Origin of the sequence: Paenibacillus sp. FSL H7-0756 (assembly GCF_038006765.1) — a bacterium.
Taxonomy (GTDB): domain Bacteria; phylum Bacillota; class Bacilli; order Paenibacillales; family Paenibacillaceae; genus Paenibacillus_AQ.
In genome coordinates this window covers 2,388,816-2,412,582 of the sequence record NZ_JBBOVT010000001.1, presented here as the reverse complement: position 1 = coordinate 2,412,582, position 23,767 = coordinate 2,388,816, and the positions used below count along the sequence as shown (strand labels likewise).

Annotated in this window: 20 protein-coding genes; all 20 read right to left on the bottom strand. The window is 44.6% G+C overall.

All coding sequences use genetic code 11. The features are described from left to right. Window positions 1–5: 5 nt before the first annotated feature. Entirely contained in the window at window positions 6–1,262 is a 1,257-nt protein-coding gene (locus NST04_RS10715; RefSeq protein WP_341184233.1) for an O-antigen polymerase, read from the bottom strand. Then, window positions 1,262–2,701 (bottom strand): lipopolysaccharide biosynthesis protein, encoded by a 1,440-nt coding sequence (locus NST04_RS10710; protein WP_341184232.1) that lies wholly within the window; start codon window positions 2,699–2,701, stop codon window positions 1,262–1,264. The genes NST04_RS10715 and NST04_RS10710 overlap by 1 nt, the downstream gene beginning before the upstream one ends. A gap of 76 nt (window positions 2,702–2,777) precedes the next feature. After that, a complete protein-coding gene (locus tag NST04_RS10705) occupies window positions 2,778–3,773 on the bottom strand; it encodes a glycosyltransferase (RefSeq protein WP_341184231.1) in 996 nt (331 codons plus the stop codon). 149 nt (window positions 3,774–3,922) lie between these two features. Further along, on the bottom strand, window positions 3,923–4,897 hold the full coding sequence (locus NST04_RS10700; protein ID WP_341184230.1) for an SDR family oxidoreductase: 975 nt from the start codon (window positions 4,895–4,897) through the stop codon (window positions 3,923–3,925). A 2-nt stretch (window positions 4,898–4,899) separates the two neighbouring features. Beyond that, window positions 4,900–6,222 (bottom strand): nucleotide sugar dehydrogenase, encoded by a 1,323-nt coding sequence (locus tag NST04_RS10695; protein ID WP_340980126.1) that lies wholly within the window; start codon window positions 6,220–6,222, stop codon window positions 4,900–4,902. 26 nt (window positions 6,223–6,248) lie between these two features. Next, window positions 6,249–7,349, bottom strand: coding sequence for a glycosyltransferase family 4 protein (locus tag NST04_RS10690; RefSeq protein WP_341184229.1), 1,101 nt, complete (start codon window positions 7,347–7,349; stop codon window positions 6,249–6,251). Further along, window positions 7,346–8,452: a DegT/DnrJ/EryC1/StrS family aminotransferase gene (locus NST04_RS10685; protein WP_341184228.1), complete on the bottom strand. Its 1,107-nt coding sequence runs from the start codon at window positions 8,450–8,452 to the stop codon at window positions 7,346–7,348. The genes NST04_RS10690 and NST04_RS10685 overlap by 4 nt, the downstream gene beginning before the upstream one ends. Window positions 8,453–8,484: 32 nt before the next feature. Next, window positions 8,485–9,123: an acetyltransferase gene (locus tag NST04_RS10680; RefSeq protein ID WP_341184227.1), complete on the bottom strand. Its 639-nt coding sequence runs from the start codon at window positions 9,121–9,123 to the stop codon at window positions 8,485–8,487. A gap of 28 nt (window positions 9,124–9,151) precedes the next feature. Then, entirely contained in the window at window positions 9,152–9,772 is a 621-nt protein-coding gene (locus NST04_RS10675) for a sugar transferase (RefSeq protein ID WP_341184226.1), read from the bottom strand. Between the two features lie 98 nt (window positions 9,773–9,870). Further along, window positions 9,871–10,923, bottom strand: a complete 1,053-nt coding sequence (locus tag NST04_RS10670) for a stalk domain-containing protein (RefSeq protein ID WP_341184225.1) — start codon at window positions 10,921–10,923, stop codon at window positions 9,871–9,873. 2 nt (window positions 10,924–10,925) lie between these two features. Continuing rightward, the gene (locus NST04_RS10665; protein ID WP_341184224.1) at window positions 10,926–11,606 is read right to left on the bottom strand and encodes a hypothetical protein; all 681 of its coding nucleotides are present in this window, start codon (window positions 11,604–11,606) and stop codon (window positions 10,926–10,928) included. Window positions 11,607–11,629: 23 nt separating this feature from the next. After that, entirely contained in the window at window positions 11,630–13,462 is a 1,833-nt protein-coding gene (locus NST04_RS10660; RefSeq protein WP_341184223.1) for a polysaccharide biosynthesis protein, read from the bottom strand. 41 nt (window positions 13,463–13,503) lie between these two features. Next, entirely contained in the window at window positions 13,504–14,190 is a 687-nt protein-coding gene (locus NST04_RS10655; protein ID WP_341184222.1) for a CpsD/CapB family tyrosine-protein kinase, read from the bottom strand. Then, window positions 14,171–14,953 carry a YveK family protein gene (locus tag NST04_RS10650; RefSeq protein WP_341184221.1) on the bottom strand — a complete coding sequence of 261 codons (783 nt, stop codon included), beginning with the start codon at window positions 14,951–14,953 and terminating at the stop codon, window positions 14,171–14,173. Before NST04_RS10650 ends, NST04_RS10655 begins: the two co-directional genes overlap by 20 nt. An 87-nt stretch (window positions 14,954–15,040) precedes the next feature. Further along, entirely contained in the window at window positions 15,041–17,038 is a 1,998-nt protein-coding gene (locus NST04_RS10645) for an S-layer homology domain-containing protein (protein ID WP_341184220.1), read from the bottom strand. Window positions 17,039–17,130: 92 nt separating this feature from the next. Beyond that, a complete protein-coding gene (locus NST04_RS10640; RefSeq protein WP_341184219.1) occupies window positions 17,131–17,913 on the bottom strand; it encodes a tyrosine-protein phosphatase in 783 nt (260 codons plus the stop codon). 101 nt (window positions 17,914–18,014) lie between these two features. Beyond that, window positions 18,015–18,602: a non-ribosomal peptide synthetase module gene (locus NST04_RS10635; RefSeq protein WP_341184218.1), complete on the bottom strand. Its 588-nt coding sequence runs from the start codon at window positions 18,600–18,602 to the stop codon at window positions 18,015–18,017. 30 nt (window positions 18,603–18,632) lie between these two features. Next, on the bottom strand, window positions 18,633–19,298 hold the full coding sequence (gene yihA, locus NST04_RS10630) for a ribosome biogenesis GTP-binding protein YihA/YsxC (RefSeq protein WP_341184217.1): 666 nt from the start codon (window positions 19,296–19,298) through the stop codon (window positions 18,633–18,635). Between the two features lie 12 nt (window positions 19,299–19,310). Then, window positions 19,311–21,704, bottom strand: coding sequence for an endopeptidase La (gene lon / locus NST04_RS10625; protein ID WP_341184216.1), 2,394 nt, complete (start codon window positions 21,702–21,704; stop codon window positions 19,311–19,313). Between the two features lie 232 nt (window positions 21,705–21,936). Beyond that, window positions 21,937–23,646 carry an ATP-dependent protease LonB gene (gene lonB, locus NST04_RS10620; protein WP_341017106.1) on the bottom strand — a complete coding sequence of 570 codons (1,710 nt, stop codon included), beginning with the start codon at window positions 23,644–23,646 and terminating at the stop codon, window positions 21,937–21,939. Window positions 23,647–23,767: the final 121 nt, after the last annotated feature.

Below are 23,767 nucleotides of genomic sequence, written 5' to 3'. Positions count from 1 at the left end.
TCAGTCTAATTCCGATTATTTTTCAGGACAACCCCAATAAGCAAAGATATCAATATTAAAAAGAAGGAATTATATGTAATCCAAATATTTTCCCTGAAGGAAAAAACAATTCCCATCAACAAATAACTGTAAATATACACAATGGAAAAATTATTACTTTCGTTATAAAAACCCAATTTATGAATTTTATAATATAAAATAGTAATAACATATGCTATTAAGAATACAACAAGAAACGATCCCCAAATTCCAAAATCCATTAGAAAGTAATAGTTATAAGGAACAGTATTAAATGGAATTGGAATATTGACAAAAGCTATACTTAAATCCACATTAGTAGAAGGGTAGCCTATCGCTTTCAATATATTGTAGAGAATCGAGAAAGACATATAGCCATCACTCTCTCTCTTTATATCCATTAGTACGCTAAAGGAGGGGATATTACCAGTAACATATACGTATATATCTTTTAAAGCACCTAGCATGCCGTTGCCCATACTTTTGTTAAGAATAAACTGGGAATATGAAAATAAAAACAATAAAAGTATAATTATAAAGATTGTTTTTAATGTAATTTTAATTTTTTTCGTAATTAATAATATTAATATAATTAAAACAGCAGTCTGAAATAACAAAGCTCTCCTTGGTGATAGCAAGAATAACATTTCAACAATACTTATAATAATTAATTTTTTTCTGTAAGTTGGATAATAAGGTATCATGAATAGATTAAATGGTATGGCTATTTGTGGTAGGGTATACAATCTACCCATAACACCTCCAAATCCCCCTAATGCACCATATGCTTCTTCATAATTCCACTGCCTAAAAACTCCAATGATTCCTGATCCTAAATTAACGGATTTTAAAACTAAACTTATGTAGCTAAAATAACCAACTGCACTCAGAAGAAAAAGGAAAAAAGAAAGATAAATTATTTTCTTTGAATTCTTTGGAATGTTTGAATTGCTTGAAATGGGTATGGATATTGTCCCCTTCACTCCCTTTTGTGAATATAATTGCATAAAACCGGCACTTATACTCCCTAATGCAAAAGCGAAGTGTACAACAAAGATATTCATCCATGCTTTATCTGAAATTTTAATATAACCTATAATTGTAAAGATATCGTCAAAGGACCAAAGCCCAATTACTAATAACCACACCCCAGCATATACTAGTAAAGGGTGATATGGCGCTTTATGCCACAAATAAGAAATGGCTAATAGTAAAATAAGTAATAAAAATAATACCACCCACATTAATATACTCCGTTCCTTTTAATTATTTTTAACTTTCTCCAATAAAATAGTAGCAAATATAATACATAAATGATTAAGAACAAGACAAATGATAATAATTTATTAGTTAAAGAATTATCGGTAATATTTAAAGTTAAAAAAATAACGAGAACACCTAATACTGTAGCTGACATTAAGTTAAGCCATACTTTCCATGGTATCACCCATGCAAGAAAATTTCGAGATCCATAGTACACAAGAACACCGTATAACAAATAACTTATCAACGTAGCCCATGCCGCGCCTAAAATCCCTAAAATAGGAACGAATATCAAGTTTAACACTATATTAGTTATTGCAGTAATTATACAATAGATCATCATTTTAAAGGTTTTATCTGATACTTCATAAACCTTATGACCATATATAGATAATTGCCATAATACAAATCCTATTGAAATAATTCCTATCAACTGGTTGCTTATTGCATATTTATTATTAATCAACATTGAAATCACTTCATTACCTATCAAAAAAATTAATATTATGACTGGTATTGCTCCTAATAAATAATATGTAGTCATCTTTGAAATTATATTTTGTATTTTAATATTTTCATTATTTTTTTTATATTTCATAATAATGGGAGATAAGGCTAATATAAATGGTGTACTTGCGAGTCCTATACCTCCATATATTAATGAATAGTTTGCAGAATAAATACCTACCTGCTCTGAACCATAAAAATAGCCAATTATAAATCTATCACCAGAATTCAATATTTGAGTACTTAGAAAAAACATAAGCATAGGGAGTCCATATGAAAGAAAAGCTATGATTTGTATTTTTGTTTCTGAATATTTATAAGATTGAATCGCTTTGCTAACATCAAATCTTATGTATAAAAACATAGGTATAGTAACTATAATTAATGCTACCATATTACCAAGTAATATATGCTCTGCTGAATTTTCTAACAACCATATAAGGGCAATTGGGATAATTAATTTTAATATTGAAAGCGCCAAGTTAAATAAACTATACATACTAGCCTTTAATTGACTTTGTAAAACAACTAAAAATATAAAGTAGAAAATATTAAATATAGTTGAAAACACTATAATTCCATATAGATAAATATCTGCAAAGAAAAAAGGTGTTAAAATCAAAGAAATAGCTAGTACAATTAATAACAAGAATATCAAACTAATAAGAATAGAATTTTTCATATTTTTTAATGCTTCATGTTCCAAAACTCCTGGTAAATATCTTGCAATTGATTGTTTTAACCATTCCGCTAAAACAGAAGTTAATATATTTATAGCGGATAAACCTAACATATATACCCCATATTCAGAGGTAGATAAAATATTGGTAAACACTATTGTAGAAATTAGCGTTAATACAGCCGGAATCAGTGTCCCTGGGACGTATCGAATAATTTGATTAAAAACACTCATTTTTCCACCTAGATCCTTTGTTTAATAAAAAAAGCAAATGCCCACCTTTCTTATTTCAAATAATATAAATGATTAATTAATCAGTTAATAAATCCAACAAAACGCTTTGATTTTTATTTGAATTAAAGCTTTCAAGCCAAAGTTCTCTTGAACGTATTGAATAACCCTCCCATTTATCAACTTGTGAACCCAAGTTAATTATTGCACTCTCCCATTCCATCTTTGATTTAATTAAGATACCATTATCTTTTACAATAACATCTTTATTCATACCAACATCTGATACAATAACAGGTAAACCACAACCTATTGCTTGAACAGCTTTAAAGGCACATTTGCCTAAAGTTAGCTGATTTTCTGAGAGTGGCATTATACCAATATGTGCCTTCAACATTTCCTCAAATGCTAATCTTCTATTCCATTGAATATTATCAACGATTAAACATTTAGTAGATACCTCTAGTTTCTTATTACTCACAACTTTAAGAATAACCTTTTTGTTTGGCATTTTTATAGCTGCTTTATCAATTTCAATAATTATTTTTTCTAGAAAAATCAAATTACTTTTAGTCCCTACCCAAATTAGTATTAATTCCTCATTAAATGTCCCTTTTCTATCTTCATTTATAAAATCCAGACGAATATCTTCCATCATTTTATCGCTAGTATTTAAAACTAAAATATTTTTATTACCTTTAACTTTAGACTGAAGAAATGTGTTACCAACTATAATCAAAGTTGCATATTTATTAAGTAAGTTTTCTTCAAATTTTGAAATTTCTAAAGCATCAAAAATATTATCATCAAAGTCCCAATAAACTTCATTTGCTTCTTTCAAAACCTTTTCTAATAAAATCTTTCCCAAAGGACTAATTTTTCTTGGAAAACATTCTCTTTGTATAAATACTTTATATGATTCTTTTGAATTAACAATTTTAATAAGACCTATTATTCTCCGAAGATGCCCTGGCATTAATGCATATACTAATAAATAAAACAAATTAATAAATAGAAACTTAGATTTTTTTTCGTAAAATAGATTAGTTTCGTATTCAATAAATTCATAATTCATCTCAATATTGCCGTCTAGATATTGAAAAACTCTGTAATACGTACTAGGACGATACTTTTTATTTCTCACAAATAAGTATGTTTTCATTATAATCCCCGTTTTGTTCAAAATTCTTTTTTATCAAAACATATTATCAATGCATTAAATCATTATAAATTAAGCTTATACCAATCTACCGCCAATTCAATACCTGAGTTAAAATCAAATTCCGGATCATATCCTAAAAGTCTCTTTGCTTTAGATATGTCGGCATTTGAATGTTTAACATCACCAGCCCGATCAGGTCCAAAATTAGGTTGAATACTCTTCCCTAGTAATTCAGATAGCTTATTATACAAATCTATCAAGAATACTCTACCGCCAAATGCAATATTATATACCTGACCAGCAGCCTCCTTTGGAGCTAGCATTCCCTTTAAGTTTGCTTCTATCACGTTCTCAATATAAGTGAAATCTCTTGATTGTCCACCATCTCCATTTATAGTAGAGATTTCATCATTTAAAAGTGCTTTAACGAATTTAGGAATAACCGCTGCATAATAACCATGAGGATCTTGTCTTCTACCGAAGACATTAAAGTATCTAAATCCTACTGTTTCCAGCCCATATATCTGAGTGTACAATCTTCCATACTCTTCACCAACTTTTTTGGTAAGTGCATAAGGAGACAATACTTTCCCTACTCTATCTTCGACCTTAGGAAGATTGGGTTCGTCACCGTAAACTGAGGAGCTTGAAGCGTAAACGAATTTCTTCACCTCATTTTGTCTCGCAGCTTCCATCATATTTAAAGTGCCTTTAATGTTAATTTCCTCATAAAGAAGTGGCATTTCAATACTTCTTGGCACACTTCCCCACGATGCTTGGTGTGTAACATAATTCACTTCTTTACAAGCTTGCATACAAGTATCAAGATCTCTAATATCCCCTTCAAATAGTTCAAATAAGGGGTTTTCTAAGAATGGAGCTATATTTTCTCTTTTTCCTGTAGAGAAATTATCCAAGCATCTTACAGAGTACCCCATTTCTAAAATAGCCTCACACAAATTAGAGCCAATAAATCCTGCTCCGCCTGTAACTAAAAATTTACTATTTATAGGAAACTCTAATCGTTTATAGCTCATTCTTATAATCTCCAATATCTATAATTTGATTTTTCTGTTTCTCCTCGATCTAATATTGCTTTAACATCAATAATTATTTTTTTGTTATTATCTACTTTCTTAAAAAGGATATCCAAATCATTTAAGTTCATATTCAAAAACTCTTTATGAGATACTGCTAAAATAATTACATCCAGATTATTGATTTTTTTAATATCAGAGAAGGTCACTCCATATTCATGTTCTGCTTCTACAATATCAGCTACAGGATCATAAATAAGTGGTTCTATCTTGTATTCTCTTAACTCATTAATAATATCAATTACCTTGCTGTTTCTAGTATCTGGACAGTCTTCTTTAAATGTAAATCCTAATACCGCAACTTTTGCATCGTGAATGGAAAGGTCTGCCTGAATAAGATTTTTAACAACATTCTCAGCCACATATTTCCCCATCCCATCATTTATTCTTCTTCCAGAAAGAATGATTTGTGAGTGATATCCGACTTCTTCTGCCTTATATGTTAGATAATATGGATCTACACCTATACAGTGTCCACCTACTAGCCCAGGCTTGAAGTCTAAGAAGTTCCATTTAGTCCTTGCCGCTTTCAACACTGACTGAGTATCAATCCCCAATTTATTGAAAATAATCGATAGTTCATTCATAAATGCGATATTTATATCTCTTTGAGAGTTTTCTATTACTTTTGCAGCCTCGGCAACCTTGATGCTCTCTGCTTGATATACTCCTGCAGTTATGACCATGCTATATATCTTTGAAATCTGTTCTAATGATTCTCCGTCCATTCCCGCTACAACTTTTACAATTGTTTCAAGCCTATGTAATTTATCTCCAGGGTTAATTCTTTCTGGAGAATAGCCTACTTTAAAGTCTACTCCACATTTCAACCCCGAGTATTCTTCTAGAATCGGAACACAAATATCCTCAGTAACCCCTGGAAAAACTGTGGATTCAAAAACAATAATCGAATTTGCAGTCAGATTTCTTCCTAAAGTCTTACTCGCAGATATAATTGGTGTGAGATCAGGTGTCTTATCTTTATTTATAGGTGTAGGAACTGCAACTATATGAAACTTAGCATCCTGTAAGTGAATTTCCTCAGATGTAAAGTAAGCTGTAGTATTTTGTATTTCTTCATTACCTACTTCTTTGGTAACGTCATTGCCCCTGTTGTACTCTTCTACTTTGCTCTTAGAAATATCAAAACCAATAACGTCAGCCGCTTTGGCAAAGGCAATTGCTAAAGGCATTCCTACATACCCTAGCCCGATAATAGATATTTTTTGTTCCTTTCTGGATATCTGTTCATAAAGATTCGTCATGGTCATCCTCCAAAACTTTATTTATTTTAAATCTCCAAAATATTCATAACACTGTTATTAACCTTATTAACTTCATACTTCTCTTTACATATTTCAAGGCTTTTTCCAGCTTTTCTTATAAGATCATCATTATTTTCTATAAGAAATATCATTGCTTCCACTATACTATTAACATCTTTAACCGGGACCAAAAATCCGTTCACACCATGAACCACTGTTTCCCTGCACCCAGGAGCATCGGTGGTAATAATGGCCCTTCCCATAGCCATAGCTTCTAGAACAGTTCTTGGCGTACCTTCTCTATAAGATGGTAATACAAATACTGAAGCCGCTTCTATGAACGGCCTAACATCCTTAGCCTCACCCAAATAATCAACAATTTTTGAATCAATAAAGGGTTGTATGGCCTCATAGCTTAATGAATTAGGGTTAGTATCAAAAGGTCCCACTAATGAAAAATTAATTTGAGGATAAGATTGCTTTACGATTTCAGCAGCCCTTAGATATTCTGTTACACCCTTATCTTTAATAATTCTGCATATCATTAAAAAACTTGTCTCCTGAGGCAAAGGTACAGCACTAAAATAGTCCATATTCACGCCAGAGCCATTAATAAGAGCAGTTTTACTTTTATCAACTAATTGTTGTGATACGAATTCATTTAAGTCATCCGGATTTTGAAACAGCACTCTTTTACAACTCTTCAAAGCAACTTTGTACAGAGTCTTACTAATGCTTCTAATGATTGCTGCTTTCTTCCCACGAGCTGTAAAGACATACCCCAGCCCGGTAAGCATAGCATGAATATTTTTGACACCTGCCATTCGGGCAGCAATTGATCCAAAAATAACAGGTTTAATAGTATAACTAAAAACTAAGTCTGGTCTTTCGGATTTAATAAATTTATAAATTTTTAATATTAATGTAAGATCATTTAAAGGATTGGTCCCTGTTCTTACAAGTGGAAGTTGAGCAAATCTAGCTCCTAATTCTGCTAATTGCTCTTCATATCCACTTTCAGGTCCTACTGCTATAACTTCATATCCCTTGGCAACCATTGCCTTGATTAAATCTCCACGGAAGTTTAAAAGCGATGGAGTATAACCAGAAATCATTATAATTTTCATTGCAATACCAATTTAAAGGTCTCTTTAATTACTGAGACAACCCTTTTAATATCATCATCGGTCATTCCTGTACCTGAAGGGAGACAAATCCCCGTCTCAAATAATTCATCAGATATAGAATTCTTATGGCTAAAGAACTCATAATCTTTAAAAAGTGGCTGCAAATGCATAGGCTTCCATACAGGCCGAGCTTCAATATTTTCCTTTTCAATTTCATTAAGAATATGATCTCTTAAGTTGCTTTCATTTGTTGTTAAATTCAATACTGTCAACCAATTGTTCGGCTCATATCCTGTTAAACTAGGCATAAATTCCACTGGATAATTAGTTAACAATTCCTTGTATCTTGTATTAACCAGTTTTCTTTTTTCCACTATATTGTCCAACTCTAATAGTTGCCCCCGCCCAATCCCAGCACAAATATTAGACATCCGGTAATTGTATCCTACCTCTTTATGCTCATAATGCTTCGCAGGCTCTCTAGACTGTGTAGCCCAGAAACGCATCTTCTTAATAGCCTCTTCATCATTAGAAACGATCATCCCACCGCCAGAGGTAGTGATGATCTTGTTCCCGTTAAATGAAAAGATACCAATGTGACCAAATGAACCGCATTTTTTCCCTTTGTAGGAAGCCCCAAGAGCTTCTGCTGCATCTTCAATGACAGGTACACCATAGCGCTCACAGATCGGAAGTAATGCATCATAATCTGCACTTTGTCCATACAAATCAACTATAATAACTGCCTTCGGCATTTTATTTTCTTTTTTGGCCCACTCGAATGCTTTCTCTAAAGCTTTGGGTGACATGTTCCAAGTTTCCGGTTCGGAATCAATGAATACTGGATTTGCATACTGGTAAAGAATCGGATTACAGCTTCCTGCAAAAGTTAAATCTGAACAGAATACATAATCACCAGGACCTACACCAAAATATTTCAGTGCCAGGTGAATTCCTGCTGTACCTGATGACAAGGCTAGCCCATGCTCCATGCCAACATAGTCGCAAATTTCTTCTTCGAACTTATCAACGTTAGTACCTAAAGGGGCAATCCAGTTACTATCGAATGCCTCCTGTATGTATTTCATTTCATTTCCACTCATATGTGGAGGTGACAAATATATACGCTCCTGCATTACGATTCATCTCCAAAGCATTTTTTTATTTGTGCTGGTACACCTGCTACCATTACACAATCAGGAATATCATTAATTACTACAGCGCCAGCGGCAACAATCACATTGGAGCCTATAGTGATATTATTTACAATCTTCGACCCTACACCTAGCCAAGAGAAATCATTAATTGTAACTGTTCCGCTAATATTGGTGCCTGGAGAAATATGCACCCCATTTCCTATCACACAATCATGATCAATAGTACTTGAAGTATTAAGGATGCATCCCATTGCGATCCTAGCGTTTGCATTGACCACAACACCCGCGAGAACTACTGTACCGGACTCAATTTCACAGAATTTACTTAATATGCTGGAGGGATGAATTATTACAGGGATTTTGTAGCCTGCTTGTTCAAGTGTAGTCAGCCAAGTCAACCTATTGTAATTATTTCCTATCGCAACGATCGCATTAGAATATGTCTCTTTATGGTTATGATAAGTATCGAAACCTCCAAGAACAGGAATGCCTATTACCTTATTAAGGGTACTATCATTGTCCAAAAAAGCTATCTCATCCCATAAACCAGTAAGCATAGCTGTTTCAGCGACAACCTTACCATGCCCTCCAGCCCCCAAGATCAATAAGTTCCCCAAATGAAATCACCTGGCCTCGATAGAATAATCAACTTTCAATTGTCTTGCCACCAGTAAAGACTGGCATTGTATCTGTCTGAGAGTTGTTAACCCCTTCTCTAATCAAAACATTCTTTACCGTTTTCCAGAAAATTTTCATATCGAGCTTTAAATTAACATGATCAACATACCAAACATCATAATCGAACTTTTCTTCCCAGCTGATTGTGTTTCTTCCATTCACTTGAGCCCACCCTGATATCCCTGGTGTAACTTCATGCCTACGGTTTTGTTCAGGTGTATAATATTCAAGATATTTGACTAACAGAGGCCGCGGTCCAATAAAGCTCATATCCCCTTTAAGAATGTTAAACAATTGAGGCAGTTCGTCAATGCTTGTCTTACGCAAAAAAGAACCTACCTTGGTCATTCTTTGAATATCGGGCAAAAGTTCCCCCTGCGCATCCGTCTCTAGAGACATTGTCCTAAACTTGTAAACCGTAAAGATTTTGCAGTTCTTTCCGGGGCGTTTTTGCTTAAATAAAGCAGGCCCCTTAGAGCTAGTCTTCACAGCTATAATTGCTGCTACCATAAAGGGTGAACTGAGTACAATAAGCACACATGCAATGAGCCAATCAACAACCCTTTTTACTACTAAGTATGGCCTCATTCCCTATCAACCTCTGTTTTCAGATATTGAAAATAGCGGATGTTAACCCGCCATCTTCTCGACAATGTCTCTACTTTGTTAAAGCTATTCAACGCCTATTATTTCCCCAAACCCTCAGCCGCAGCTCTTCCATTATCCAGTTCAGCCTCAAAGGCCGCTCTATATTGAGCAATAATAGCTGTGCTATATCCATTAGTGTTTAGTTTTTGTTCAGCGTCAGCGATTATACTGTTAAATGAGGCTTTAAAAGAAGCTAGTTGCTCTATCCCTTTGGCCTTGATACTTTGCTTAGTTGCAGCATCTGTAGCATTCACATATTCCAAAGCAATTCCAAACAAAGTAGAAGTACTTTGTGATTTTAGCGCATTTAACTTCGCCTCAGTCTCACTAGTGATACTCTCATAAGAAACTTTACCGGACCCTGTTCCTGCCGATCCTGAACCGCCTGCTGCTCCACCTGGTTCAGCCGCCGGAGTTGCTGCTGGTGCCGGTGTTGCACTTGCAGATGGGCTAGGACCCTTGTCAGTTGGTTTCGCAGAAGCCGTATTTTCTTCGTAGTTCTTGGAATTTGCTGTAATGGTCTTCGTTTTCGGATTCCAGCTAATGGAATTTCCTGCAGATTCCGATAAGAATCTTAGAGGGACATAGATCGAGCCGTTCAGCAGATAACTGGACTGGCCTTGGGGCAATGCCTTCGTACTCCCGCTAAATACATAACTTGCATTAACGTTGTTCAGCGTAATATTCTTGGCTACAAAAGAAGGGCTGGAAGTCGCATTCATCAAGTATTCCTTAATGACTACCATCTCTGAACTGCTTGGCTCAGCTACGGTTACCTTCAGGTTCTTGGCATCCCAGCTTACGCTCTTCTGCAGGGCATAGGACATGAAGCGCAAAGGGACATAGGTGGTGTTATTGTACATGAACACATGTTGTCCGGCTGGCGGCTGTAGTGCTACACCATCGAATAGCATGGTTACATCAACATTCTGTACTTTGATAGAATTGGACGCTTTGATAGGCGCTGCTGTTGTAGTTGCTACAGGGGTAGCAGCTGCTACGGTGGTAACTGGAGCCGATGCTGTCAGAGGCTCACAGCCCATTAAGGCTACGCTCAGAAGTGCTGCTGCTGGAATCTTGATCTTGAACATGCCTATTCACTTCCTTTTTCTTGGGCTTTGAGTTGTTCTTCTTCAGCTAAGATCTGATCCCGGGTCTTGCCTTGACTGACGCCGTACTTCTTGGCAATCTGTGCAAGCTCGTTATACTGCTCCTCTGAGACTTTGCCGAGGATAATGCTGCGGGCTTCCCGCTTCTCTTCGTTGGTTAGTCCGCCTTGGGCTAACTCTTGCAATCTCTTAATATCTGATACACTGAGCTGCTTGGCTACGATGGCTGCCACATTCGCTTTATCTGTGATCGTTACGTTCTCTTGAACTTCCTTAGCCTTGTCTGTTGAAATATGGGCAAGTCCATCCACACCCGCAGGGGTTGGCGCAGGAGTGCTTGCAGGCTTGCCCTTACTTCCCGGCTTGTCCGTGCTGGCGGCTGCCGGCTTGGCGGTATTACCGGATGCAGGTGTACTCTCTGGTGCAGCACTTGTAGCCGGGGCAACAGAAGCTGCTGGCTCCGCAGACGGGTCACTATCTGCTACCGCAGGCTCAATCACTTGTCCCTGAGGTACAGCGGGCGTATTATCGGCTTCCACATCGAAGCCGCCTGCCATAGAGTTCATCAGCTTATCGACAGCATAATTGGCTGCGAATGCTCCGCCAACACCCAACACCACGATGACCGACAGCGTCCAGATCAATACTTTTTTCCATCTTTTCAATTCAGGTACCTCCAACTCTCTATTTAGCTAATGGCTGCCTGGATGACTGGCTGCATCGGTACGATCTGGTTGATCACTTCACGGATGGCTTCCGCATCTTCAGTGACCACCCGTTCTAACCGTTTGAATTCAAGCTCCATTTGGCTCCGGGTGAAGACATTAGGTCTGCCGATGAAGATCCGGTCATGCTGAGTAGAACCCAGGTTCTCCTCATCTGTCAGCAGTTCTTCATACAGCTTCTCGCCTTCACGAATGCCTGAGAAGGTGATGTCGATGTCCTTGTAAGGCTCATAACCGGACAGTGTGATTAAGTCCTCGGCCAGAGCCAGGATCTTAACCGGTGCTCCCATATCCAGGACAAATACTTCTCCGCCATTCGCGAAGGAGCCGGACTGGATCACCAGTTGAACCGCCTCAGGAATAGTCATGAAGTAACGGACCATCTCTGGATGCGTGACGGTGACAGGTCCACCGGCGGCAATCTGCTGCTTGAAGGCGGGAATGACACTGCCCCGGCTGCCTAATACGTTACCGAAGCGTACCGCAGAGAACTTGGTAGGGCTTGCTACATTGAGACTCTGCACATACATCTCGGCAATCCGCTTCGTAGCCCCCATGACACTGGTAGGGTTCACTGCCTTGTCTGAGGAGATCATCACGAAGCGCTCTGCACCATACATGTCTGCACAGTCGGCTACATTGCGTGTCCCGAAGACATTATTCTTAATCGCTTCGGAAGGATTACGCTCCATCAGAGGAACGTGCTTATGTGCTGCCGCATGAAAGACCACCTGCGGCTTGTAGCTCTGAAATACATCCATTAACCGGGTGCGGTCCTGAACGTCAGCAATCACGGTCACGATCTCCAGGTAAGGGAAGCTCTTGCGCAGCTCCATCTCAATCGTATAGATACTGTTCTCACCGTGCCCTAGAATCATCAGCTTGTCCGGTGCAAAAGGAGCGATCTGGCGGCATAGCTCTGATCCGATCGAACCGCCCGCGCCCGTAACCAGCACGGTCTTGTTATGAACATAGCCTAGAATACTGTTCATATCTGCAACAATCGGCTCACGGCCCAGAAGGTCCTCTACACTAACATCGCGGAGCTTTTTGACAGAGATCTTGCCTGCAATCAGGTCATTCAGAGCCGGGATAATCTTCAGCTTCGCGCCTGTAGCCTTAGCCAGATTAATAATCTCGGATATTTGGGTTCTGGAGACCGAGGGCATGGCGATAATAATCTCGTGAATCTCCTTGTCCTTCACAATCCGCGGAATGTCATAACGGTTACCCAGTACGGGTACACCCAGAATGGACAGGTGATATTTATCTGCGCTGTCATCAATGAATCCAACCAGCCGGGTGCTTGCGAAGGACGGACCCATCATCTCTTTGGCAATTAGAATTCCGCAATCTCCGGCCCCTACAATAAGTGTATGCGTCTCCGTGTCCTTATTGGTACTCCGGTCATTGCGGAAGACTCTCCAGAAGAACCGGGCTCCCCCAACCAGTAACAGAATCGTCTCCATTGACCTTATTTGTATACTGAAGGGTACGCGCTCCGGCAGAATGATATAGGCTGCTGCAAATGATAGTACGGAGCCTACCACAATAGCTTTGAGGACGGATATAATCTCGTTAATACTGGCATATTGCCACATTCTGCGGTAGAGTCCGAAGTAGACCAGGCTTCCCCCGATGGCTACCGTGGAGATTACGCCGAACACGATCATCTGTACCACATATTCCGGCGGAATCTCATTGTAGAACCGGAACAGGTAAGACGTCACGATGCTGAACCATATGATCGCAATATCGATCATGAATAAGACCAACACTCTGGTTTTTGCTGTCATTTTCAGTGCCTCCAAAAATAACATTTTATCTATTAAACAATTCAATTGCCATAGTAGTAATAGTAGTAGCCCTCACTGGCCTTGCGCTTCACGTTGTTAAGGACCACGCCCAGCATCTTAGCCCCGACCCGGTCCAGATTGTCCTTGGCCTTCGCTGCAATATCGCGCTTCACTTTACCGTAGCTGACCACCATGATTACGCCATCACTCTTGGACGCAACAATCTGTGCATCTGTAACAGCCAATAGCGGCGGAGTATCAATAAGAATTACATCAAATAACTGGCGCAGCTCCTGAAGCACCGCACTCATCCGGTTGGAGGCCATCATCTCCGCAGGGTTCGGAGGAATCGGGCCGGAGGTCATCAGTGAGAGGTTGTTCACACCGGATTCCTGAATCACCTCGGTCAGATTCGCCTGCTGCGAGAGCAGGGAGGACAACCCGTACCGGTTACTCAGTGAAAAAGTCTTATGCGCCGTTGGCTTACGCAAGTCACCGTCAATCAGCAGCACCTTCTTATCGGCCTGCGCGTATGCAGCAGCCAGGTTAGCAGTAACGGTTGATTTTCCTTCCTCCGGTCCGGAAGAAGTGACCATAATAATCTGGATCTGTTCATCTACAGAGGAGAAATCAATGTTCGTGCGCAGTGCCCGAAAGGCCTCAGATACTGGCGAACGCGGGTTGGTCACGGTGATCAGATGGCGCTGTTTATTTGGCTGCTGTGACATGCTCTAGTTCCCCCGCCTTTCTGCTCTGTGTCTGAGCCTGCTGCCCGGTAGTCTTGGTTTCTTCCTGGCCCAGCCGGGTAATCATAGCTATAGTCGGAAGTCCAAGGTATTTCTTAATGTCGTCTTCTGTCTTCAGCGTATCATCGAGATACTCCAGCAGGAAGGCAATCCCCAGGCCGATCATCAGGGATACGATAAAAGCAATCGCGAGGTTCATGACCACATTCGGCTCTACCGGTCCGGGTGCGACTGGCGGATTAAGCTTGGCTTCGTTGAGAATGGACACATTCTGTACGTTGAACAAGGACGGAATCTCCTGCTTAAATACAAGTGATATGGCATTCACGATCTCTGCGGCTCTCTGGTATGAATTATCTCGAACGACAAGTGTCATCACCTGCGTATTATTTACAGAACTCACGTTAACCTTCTTCAGCATTTCCTCTGCCGTAATCCCGAATTGCGGATAGTCCTTGGCCACAACATCGAGGATCGCCGGAGTCTTGATAATTTCCTTGTACGTATTGATCAGCTGAATGTTGGTATTAATCTGATTCAGATCCAGCTGCGCCGCCGTAGCTTGGGTAGGCGTCTGATTAACAATGATCTTCGTTGAAGCTTCATAGACCGGATTCTTGATATATAAGCTGTAGATCCCGGCAAGAACACAAGCCACGATAACAATGCTGATAATCATCCACAGTCTCTTCCTGACAATCTGGAAATAATCGCGCAAATCCAATTCTTGTGCTGACAAGTGCATTTCCCTCCAAGCTGTAAATTCTTATATTCTCCAAAAAAGTGCCCCCTCTCTAAACGACGAGAGGAGGCTCTCCACAATACTATTTACTTACTTGAAGTTGATGGTGCGGTAGATAATCACTGCAGCTTCAGCACGTGTAGCTGTGTTGTTAGGGTTAAACTTGCCGGCGTTGCCGATAACCAGGTTATTGCTGGCAGCAAAGGCTACTCCGTCTTTCAGGGAAGCAGCGATCTTGCCTGCATCAGAGAACTTGCTCAGGGAGCTGACATTCGTTGCAGCTTCCGGCTTCTGCGACTTCACGGCACGGGCAATCATTGTTGCCATTTCTGCGCGCGTAATCGTTGCACTAGGATCGAACTGGGCTGCACTGCGTCCAGTAATGATGCCCTTCTCAGCAGCAACAGCTACATAAGGAGCATACCAGGCAGTGGAGCTTACATCGCCGAAGCTCTGCTTCGCGGAGTTGTTCTCCAGGTTCAGTGCGCGGATCAGCATCTTGGCGAATTCTGCACGGGTTACATTGCTCTTCGGAGCAAAGTTGCCGTTGCCTACGCCTTCAATAGCGCCCTTGGCTGCTACAACCGAGATCTGTCTTCCAGCCCAGGCTTGAACACTTGCAACATCCTTGAAGCTGACTTTGTTCTCAAGTACAGCGTAGGAGGAGAAACCGTCACGCGGTTCAGTGATGTAATCACCATCTACAACACCGCCCTGGTATTGCAGTTCTTTGTAGACTACCTTCGCAACGGACAGCAATTCTTTGTCAAGGCCTTCTGTATTCTTAAGCGGCAGCTTGATGATGATTGGCTGCTTGAAGGTGGATGTAACCACACCGCCCACAGTCAATTCGAAATCATACACACTGGATGCCAGCTTCATGCTGGACAGGGAAGTTACGGTTGTATCTGCTACAGTGGAAGTAGTCAGTGTAATAGCTTCACTGAACTGTCCTACTGGAATCGTCACTGTCAAGCCGTTGAAGGTAATTGCAATGTTGGCAATGCCTTTGGCCTTGGCTGCTTCGATGATTGCTTTGGACAATGGTACTTCTACTGTTGCCGCATTCACTGTACCCAGGTTCAGGGTCAGTGTAAGACCTGTCTTACCGGCATTAGCTGCAACCAGTGCATCAAAGGCTTTCAGTACGTCAGCATCTACGAGCTTCAGGGTTGCTTTGTCGCCAACAATCGTTACCAGCTTGGATACATCGTATACTCCTGGTGTAGCTGTAGGGTTCGTAACTGGAGTTGTTACTGTGCCGCCGCCATTGCCAGTTCCAGGAGGGTTAGTAGTACCGCCACCGTTAAAGCCGTATGCTTTGATATAAGCTGTAGCAAGAGCTTTCACTGCTGGCTTTGTTGCTGGAATCGCAATATTCAGGTTCGTCAGGCTCTGCTTCACATCAGCAGGAGAGATTTTAAGGTTGTATACCACTTGGCTTACTGTAAGGGCTCCAGTACCTGTCTTGTGGTTAAGCACTGTAGTAATGGCATCATTAATCAAGTTATCCTGGCTTGCAGGATTAGCAACGATGTCCAACAGTTCCGAGCTAGTTTTGCTGCTGAGTAATGCGCGGAGCTGGGCTTCAACACCATCAGCGCCGAACAGGAAATCAATGAAATCATCAGTTGTAAGATTCTTTACGCCAGCCTCAGCAGCAATCTTCTTCAGCAGGTCCACATTCTTCAAATCATAACGGATATTCTTGATTGCCGTATAATCCTTGTCATACACATCGTAGACTACACTGGATACGCTCTTAAATGCTTCATGGGCGGTTACCACGTCAGCTTCTTCCAGGAAGGTAAGGTGCTTCAGTACTGGATCGAAGATTGATTTGAAAGTATCAATACTGATATTGCCTGCTTCCTGTTCATAAGCAAGAAGTGCCTGTCTCTCAGTCTCTGTAAGCTGAGCATAAATCTTCTCAACCTTCGCCTTCACATCTGCCTGCGATACTGCTGCTGCGGAAGCGGTACTTACTCCAAAATGTTCAGCCAGCCCCTTGCTGCTGAACGGGAATCCGGCAACGGATGCCGCTGCCATGCTTACTGCTAGTGTAGATACTGCTAGTTTTTTCTTCAAAGTCACTTGTCATCCACCTCGTCGTATGTATTTGTATTAATACTAGTGCAAGAATCCAGTAATACCCATTCTACCATTAATGACACAGCAGGTCACCCTTTACGAGAAAAAAATCCGAACAATCTATGAAGTTTGCTGTTAGATTGAATAGAATTAACTCGATTAATCTCCTTATTTGCAAGGATATCGCGCGAATTTTGTAGAAAAAAGTCGACTGACTCTGCTCCTAATTCCCGCCGTACCACCCCGTAAGCCTGGCTTAATCCAAAGGGACGGTTCACAGAATCATGCGCATCGGATGCAATAATATGCACGGCTTGCTGCCGGCATAATTCGAGCGACAGCTTCTGCAGCTTACTCCCGAAGACGCCGGCTATACTCTGTGCAGTGACCTGTCCCATGGCACCGAGCTCTATTAACCGCAGCAGCTTGGACGGATCGGCAGCAATCTCCGCGTTACGTTCAGGGTGGGCGATAACCGGCACCATTCCCTGGATGACCAGCTCATGGCAGGTCTCTTCCATCGTGCGGGGCACCCGGGAAGAGGGCATCTCCAGCAGAATATACCGGGAACCGGCAAGCGTCAGCAGTTGTCCGCGCTCCAGATCATCGAGCAGTTCTCCGTAAAGGCGGATCTCCTGCCCCGGCAACACCACCAGCGGATTGCCTGCCTCCTGCAGCTTCGCACTCAGCACCTTCACCGCCGCTTCAATCTCCGGGGCCGGATTCATATAGACTCCGTTCGCATGGTGGGGGGTAGCTACTACAGTTGTAATACCATCGTTATGGGCGTCAAGCGCCATGGCGAGAGCGGCGTCGTAATCAGCGGCTCCGTCATCCATGAAGGGTAGAATGTGGCTATGGATATCTATCATATGTTGTTTATCGGTCCTTTCGTAGAGGATATGTATAGTTTTCGCAAAAAAATACAACCATTCCACTAGGAAATGATTGCCATATTTTAAAACAATATCACCTACGCTTCCAGTCGGAACAGCCGGCCGGCCGCCTCTGCAAGTCTCTCATCTACTTCATTAATCACTGCCTGTTGTTGGCTACGGTTGCGCAAATCGAGCAGTCTATTAATCTCTTGACGGAGCTGCTCAATCTCACCTTCTACCCTCTGACGCTTGAAGACAGCCAGCATCTCTGCCACTGAATATTTATGCTGATAGATCAGCTTGGTGCCTTCCGGCCTCACTTCCGAGATCCGGCGCACCGAGCCGCCTTCATAGTAATACATCATCGTTAGATCCTTATAAATGCGGTTTACGGTCCCCGTGCCCTTATACATGAAGAATAATTTGCGGACTGCATTAATCAGATGAGGATTCACCACCCTGCAGGACAAGGAACCCATATAGATGCCGCCTTTGCGTTCAAAAGACAGATGGACCTCCTCGCCTCCGGCCTCCTCCAGCACAATCTCCTGTTCGCCCGCGCCAAGTACCTTGACACGGTGACTGATATAGCTGGTATCGGCGGTCAGCAGGAACTGGTTCAGCTGAAATTCGGTCATTTGCATCGTTGCATTCACATATTCCATCGCCAGACGCTGAGCCATAAACATCCCTCAATTCTTAATGACAAACCCTTAAGTCTCGGAAGGCGCTTCGTGCTGCGGTTCATCCCCGGAATTCGGATCATCCGGTTCTGCCGGAAGCTCTTCTTCGGTGGGTAGAGTATGTCTATCTATAAGTTCCCATAATTCGTCTTTGCCAAGTCCAATCTCTGATGAATACGCAATGAAGCTGTCTCCCGGCAGCACACCGAGCTCCTGCTTCATTACCTTGATATGCTTCGGCCAGCGGGTCTTCGGAATTTTGTCCGCTTTGGTAGCCACTACGCAGAGCGGCAGATCGTAGTGCTTCAGCCAGTCGAACATCATTTTGTCATTGGCCGTCGGCGGGTGGCGCAGATCCACGATCAGCAGGACCATCTTCAGCGTCTCGCGCTCCGCCATGTACTTCTCGACCATTTTGCCCCAGGAGGCGCGCTGTGTCTTCGAGACCTTGGCATAGCCATAGCCCGGGAAGTCAACGAAATACATGCTCTCATTCACACGATAATAGTTCATATGCTGCGTCTTGCCCGGTGTAGAACTGGTACGGGCCAGATTCTTGCGGTTAATCATCCGGTTGATCAGAGAGGACTTCCCTACATTGGAGCGCCCTGCCAGAGCAATCTCCGGCAAGGCATCCACAGGGTATTGGTCAGGGCCTACGGCACTGATAATAAATTCGGAGCTAATAACTTTCATAGGACTTCCTTTCTAATGCACACTACTCGGCGCTTCAATGCTTATTTCTGTATCTGAGTCTGAATCGGTATCGATGCCTTCTTCATGATCTACGAGCGCGTGCTTCAGCACCTGGTCCATATGGGATACCGGCACGAACTCGACATCACTCAGGACACTCTCAGGAATATCCTTGAGGTCGCGTTCATTGTCCTTCGGGATCAGAATCTTCTTGTAGCCTGCACGGTGGGCTGCCAGCGATTTCTCCTTAAGGCCACCGATAGGCAATACGCGTCCGCGCAGCGTGATCTCGCCGGTCATGGCCACATGCTTGGAGACATAACGCTTGGTGAGCGCAGAGATCAGCGCCGTGGCGATTGTAATCCCTGCGGACGGGCCGTCCTTGGGAATCGCACCTTCGGGAATATGGATGTGAATATCGTTCTTCTCGTGAAAATCAGGGGCAAGCCCTAGCTCCTCCGCCTTAGAGCGGGTATAGCTGAAGGCGGCCTGCGCCGACTCCTTCATCACATCGCCGAGCTGTCCGGTCAGCGTCAGCTTCCCGGTGCCCTGGACTACCGTTACTTCAATCAGCAGCGTATCGCCGCCAACCTCTGTCCAGGCCAGCCCGGTAACGGTCCCGATCTGATCCTCCAGCTCTGCCATTCCATAGCGGAACTTGGAGGCTCCCAGGTAATCCTTGATCTCCTCCGGAAGAATGCTGACGCGTTCCTTCTCTTCGGAGACAATCTGCTTCGCCGCCTTGCGGCAGAGAGCAGCAATCTGCTGCTCCAGATTCCGCACACCGGATTCGCGGGTGTACTCGCGGACAATCTTCAGCAGCGTATCGTCGCCGATGGACAGCTGTTCTTCCGCAAGGCCGTGGCTCTTACGCTGCTTCGGCAGCAGATAACGGCTGGCAATCTGCAGCTTCTCCAGTTCCGTATAGCCGGGAATGAACAGCATCTCCATCCGGTCCAGCAGCGGACGCGGAATGTTGTGCACGGCATTCGCCGTAGTGACGAACATGACGTTCGACAGGTCGAACGGCAGCTCTACGAAGTGATCGCTGAACGTATTGTTCTGTTCCGGGTCCAGCACCTCCAGCAGGGCCGCCGACGGATCGCCGCGGAAGTCCGCCGCCATCTTGTCGATCTCATCCAGCAGGAAGACCGGGTTGATGCTGCCTGCCGTCTTCATCCCCTGGATGATCCGGCCCGGCATTGCGCCGACATATGTCCGGCGGTGACCCCGGATCTCGGCTTCATCCCGCACGCCGCCCAGCGAGATGCGGACGAACTTGCGGTTCAGGGAGCGGGCGATGGAGCGGGCGAGCGAGGTTTTGCCGACACCCGGAGGACCTACCAGACACAGAATCGGCCCCTTCAGCCCCTTGACCAGCTTCTGCACGGCCAGGTATTCCAGCACCCGTTCCTTCGGCTTCTCCAGACCATAGTGGTCAGCGTCCAGCACCTCTTCCGCCTTGCGGATATCCAAATCATCTTCCGTGGCGTCGCTCCAGGGCAGACCGAGCAGCCAATCCACATAGTTGCGGATGACGCTGCCTTCGGCCGAGCTTGCCGGCATTTTCTCCAGACGGTCGATCTCCTTCAGGATCTTCTCCTGCACCCGCTCCGGCAGATTCTTCTCTTCCATCTGGGTGCGCAGCTCATCGGCTTCACCGGCCCGGCCTTCCTTCTCGCCAAGCTCCTTCTGGATCGCCTTCATCTGCTCGCGCAGGTAATATTCCTTCTGGGTCTTTTCCATCTGCTTCTTCACGCGCTGGCTGATCTTGCGTTCGAGCTCCAGCACTTCGCGCTCATTATTGAGGATATCGAGCAGCTTCTCCAGACGCTTGCTGACGTCAATGGTCTCCAGAATCTCCTGTTTGTCCTTGATCTTCAGCGCCAGATGACTGGTGATAACATCGGCCAGCCGCCCGGGCTCCTCTATATCAGAGACTGCAGCGAGTGTCTCTGGCGTTACTTTTTTGGACAAAGTGATGTAGTGTTCGAACTGGCTCAGCACGCTGCGCATCAGGGCATCGCTCTCCTGGTCCACATCCTCCTGCTCCGGCAGCTCACGCGCCATCACCTCATAGTACTCCTCGTTGTCCGTATAATGAATAATCTCGGCCCGCTCTACGCCCTCCACCAGTACACGAATCGTACCGTTGGGAAGCTTCAGCATCTGCCGCACATTCGCCACCGTACCCACGCGGAATATATCCTCTTGCCCCGGCTCCTCAATATTAACTTCCGACTGGGAGCAGAGGAGAATCAAATTATCTTCAACCATAGCTTTCTCTAATGCCCGGACGGACTTCTCACGGCCTACATCCAGATGCAGAACCATACTGGGATATACAAGAAGACCTCTAAGCGGTAATAAAGGAAAACGACGACCTTTGGATTTACTTTGTATCATCGCTTTCGCACCTCCCATGGTTCATAAGTAGTGTCATATGCATTCATTCTAACAAAAGCCGCATGAAAACACCAACAACCGTGTCCGCAATTGGCGTTATTGGCACGCTCACCCATCGGTAGGTAGTATTCGCTGAACAATCCTGTCCTATGCCGCTGCTCCTCCCTCCTCCTCCACTAAAAAAATCCCCCGGCAGCTGCCCGCCAGGGGATTCCTTCATACCATGCCTGTCTTAACCGGGCAACCCCTCGCCCGAAGCGTCCGCCTTCAGCAATGAAGGCGCTGAAGAGAAGGTCTCGCCGGATACGGCGGGCATTCTGATGTCTGCCGTATCGGTGCCGAACAGGTGGCGGAAGACCTCCTCCACCGTGTCCACCGGGATCACCCGCAGCGCACCGAGATCGGCGAACAGCGACTGCCAATTCTCCTTCGGGATCAGCACGGTCGTTGCTCCCGCCTGAAAGGCCGCCTCCACCTTAGCGACCACGCCGCCGACCGGCTTCACCCGCCCATGGATGCCAACCTCCCCGGTGATTGCCACCGTGTTGTCCACCGGCAGCTGCCGGATGGCCGACACGATGGCCACCGCCATAGCCACCCCGGCGGACGGCCCGTCAATCGGCGTCCCGCCGGGGAAGTTAATATGCAGATCATACTTGTCCGGCTCCAGCTTCATGGAGCGCAGGACGGTCAGCACATTCTCAATCGAGCCCCGGGCCATGCTCTTGCGGCGCACAGTCCGCGAGCCGCCGCGCGTCTCCTCTTCATCGACTACCCCGGTGATATTCAGCCTGCCCGGTCCGTTAAGGGCAGGTGCAGCCGAGACCTCGATCTCCAGCAGCGTGCCCATGCCGGGTCCGTAGACGGCAAGGCCGTTGACCAGCCCGACCTGCGGGGCGGAAGGGATCTTGCGCTCGGTCCGCAGCGGCAGCTGGCTGCTGCTGGCGACCCATTCCACTTCCGCAGCGCTCAGCGTGTCCCGGCCTTCGGTCAGCGCAAGACCCGCCGCCAGCTGAATCATATTCACCGCCTCGCGGCCGTTCGTAGCATACTGCTGCACGACCTCGACCGCTTCCGGGCTTGGCTTCAGCCCGATCTTCTGAACGGCATCCCGGCCAATCACGGCAATCTCCTCCGGCAGCAGCGGACGGAAATAGATCTCCATGCAGCGCGAACGCAGCGCTGGCGAGATCTCGTCCGGCGACCGTGTCGTGGCTCCGACCAGCCGGAAATCGGCAGGCAGGCCATTTTGGAAAATATCATGAATATACGCGGGTGTATTGCTGTCCTCCGAGTTGTAATAGGCGCTCTCCAGCAGCACCTTGCGGTCCTCCAGCACCTTCAGCAGCTTATTCATCTGAATGGGATGCAGCTCGCCAATCTCATCGAGGAACAGAATCCCGCCATGCGCCTTGGTTACCGCTCCCGGCTTCGGCTGCGGGACTCCGGCCACGCCCATGGCCCCCGCTCCCTGATAGATGGGATCATGTACGGAGCCGATCAGCGGATCGGCAATTCCTCGCTCGTCGAAGCGCGCCGTAGTGGCATCGATCTCGGTGAATTTGGCGTCACGCTTGAACGGCGACAAGGCATTCTTCTTCGCTTCCTCCATAACCACCCGCGCCGCTGCCGTCTTGCCCACACCCGGCGGCCCGTAGATAATGACATGCTGCGGATTGGCGCTGCATAGCGCGGCCTTCAAGGCGCGCAGCCCGTCCTTCTGTCCGACGATATCGTCGATGGAGGCGGGGCGTGTCTTTTCTGAGAGCGGCTTGGTCAGTGAGATCATCCGCATCTTCCGCAGCTTATCCAGCTCCTTGCGCGATTCCCGGTCCACCGCCGTCTTGTTCGTCTTCTGTCCCCGCAGCAGATTCCAAAAATAAACGCCGATGACCAGCGCGAAAAAAAGCTGCACGACCATCAGCAATATACTTAGTTCCATAGGTCACCCTCCTGTATCCTTCCGTCTATCTGTTCTGAGCTACTACTAGGTAGTATAGCCTTTTCAACCATTCGTAAACTCCGGCGGCAAAAAAACAGAACCCGCACCGCCCTGCCGGGCA

Bases quoted from the DNA above. Each gene is read 5' to 3' on its own strand.
- NST04_RS10715 (WP_341184233.1), bottom strand. From the start codon at position 1,262: ATGTGGGTGGTATTATTTTTATTACTTATTTTACTATTAGCCATTTCT.
- NST04_RS10710 (WP_341184232.1), bottom strand. From the start codon at position 2,701: ATGAGTGTTTTTAATCAAATTATTCGATACGTCCCAGGGACACTGATT.
- NST04_RS10705 (WP_341184231.1), bottom strand. From the start codon at position 3,773: ATGAATTATGAATTTATTGAATACGAAACTAATCTATTTTACGAAAAA.
- NST04_RS10700 (WP_341184230.1), bottom strand. From the start codon at position 4,897: ATGAGCTATAAACGATTAGAGTTTCCTATAAATAGTAAATTTTTAGTT.
- NST04_RS10695 (WP_340980126.1), bottom strand. From the start codon at position 6,222: ATGACGAATCTTTATGAACAGATATCCAGAAAGGAACAAAAAATATCT.
- NST04_RS10690 (WP_341184229.1), bottom strand. From the start codon at position 7,349: ATGAAAATTATAATGATTTCTGGTTATACTCCATCGCTTTTAAACTTC.
- NST04_RS10685 (WP_341184228.1), bottom strand. From the start codon at position 8,452: ATGAGTGGAAATGAAATGAAATACATACAGGAGGCATTCGATAGTAAC.
- NST04_RS10675 (WP_341184226.1), bottom strand. From the start codon at position 9,772: ATGAGGCCATACTTAGTAGTAAAAAGGGTTGTTGATTGGCTCATTGCA.
- NST04_RS10670 (WP_341184225.1), bottom strand. From the start codon at position 10,923: ATGTTCAAGATCAAGATTCCAGCAGCAGCACTTCTGAGCGTAGCCTTA.
- NST04_RS10660 (WP_341184223.1), bottom strand. From the start codon at position 13,462: ATGACAGCAAAAACCAGAGTGTTGGTCTTATTCATGATCGATATTGCG.
- NST04_RS10655 (WP_341184222.1), bottom strand. From the start codon at position 14,190: ATGTCACAGCAGCCAAATAAACAGCGCCATCTGATCACCGTGACCAAC.
- NST04_RS10650 (WP_341184221.1), bottom strand. From the start codon at position 14,953: ATGCACTTGTCAGCACAAGAATTGGATTTGCGCGATTATTTCCAGATT.
- NST04_RS10640 (WP_341184219.1), bottom strand. From the start codon at position 17,913: ATGATAGATATCCATAGCCACATTCTACCCTTCATGGATGACGGAGCC.
- NST04_RS10635 (WP_341184218.1), bottom strand. From the start codon at position 18,602: ATGGCTCAGCGTCTGGCGATGGAATATGTGAATGCAACGATGCAAATG.
- yihA (WP_341184217.1), bottom strand. From the start codon at position 19,298: ATGAAAGTTATTAGCTCCGAATTTATTATCAGTGCCGTAGGCCCTGAC.
- lon (WP_341184216.1), bottom strand. From the start codon at position 21,704: ATGATACAAAGTAAATCCAAAGGTCGTCGTTTTCCTTTATTACCGCTT.
- lonB (WP_341017106.1), bottom strand. From the start codon at position 23,646: ATGGAACTAAGTATATTGCTGATGGTCGTGCAGCTTTTTTTCGCGCTG.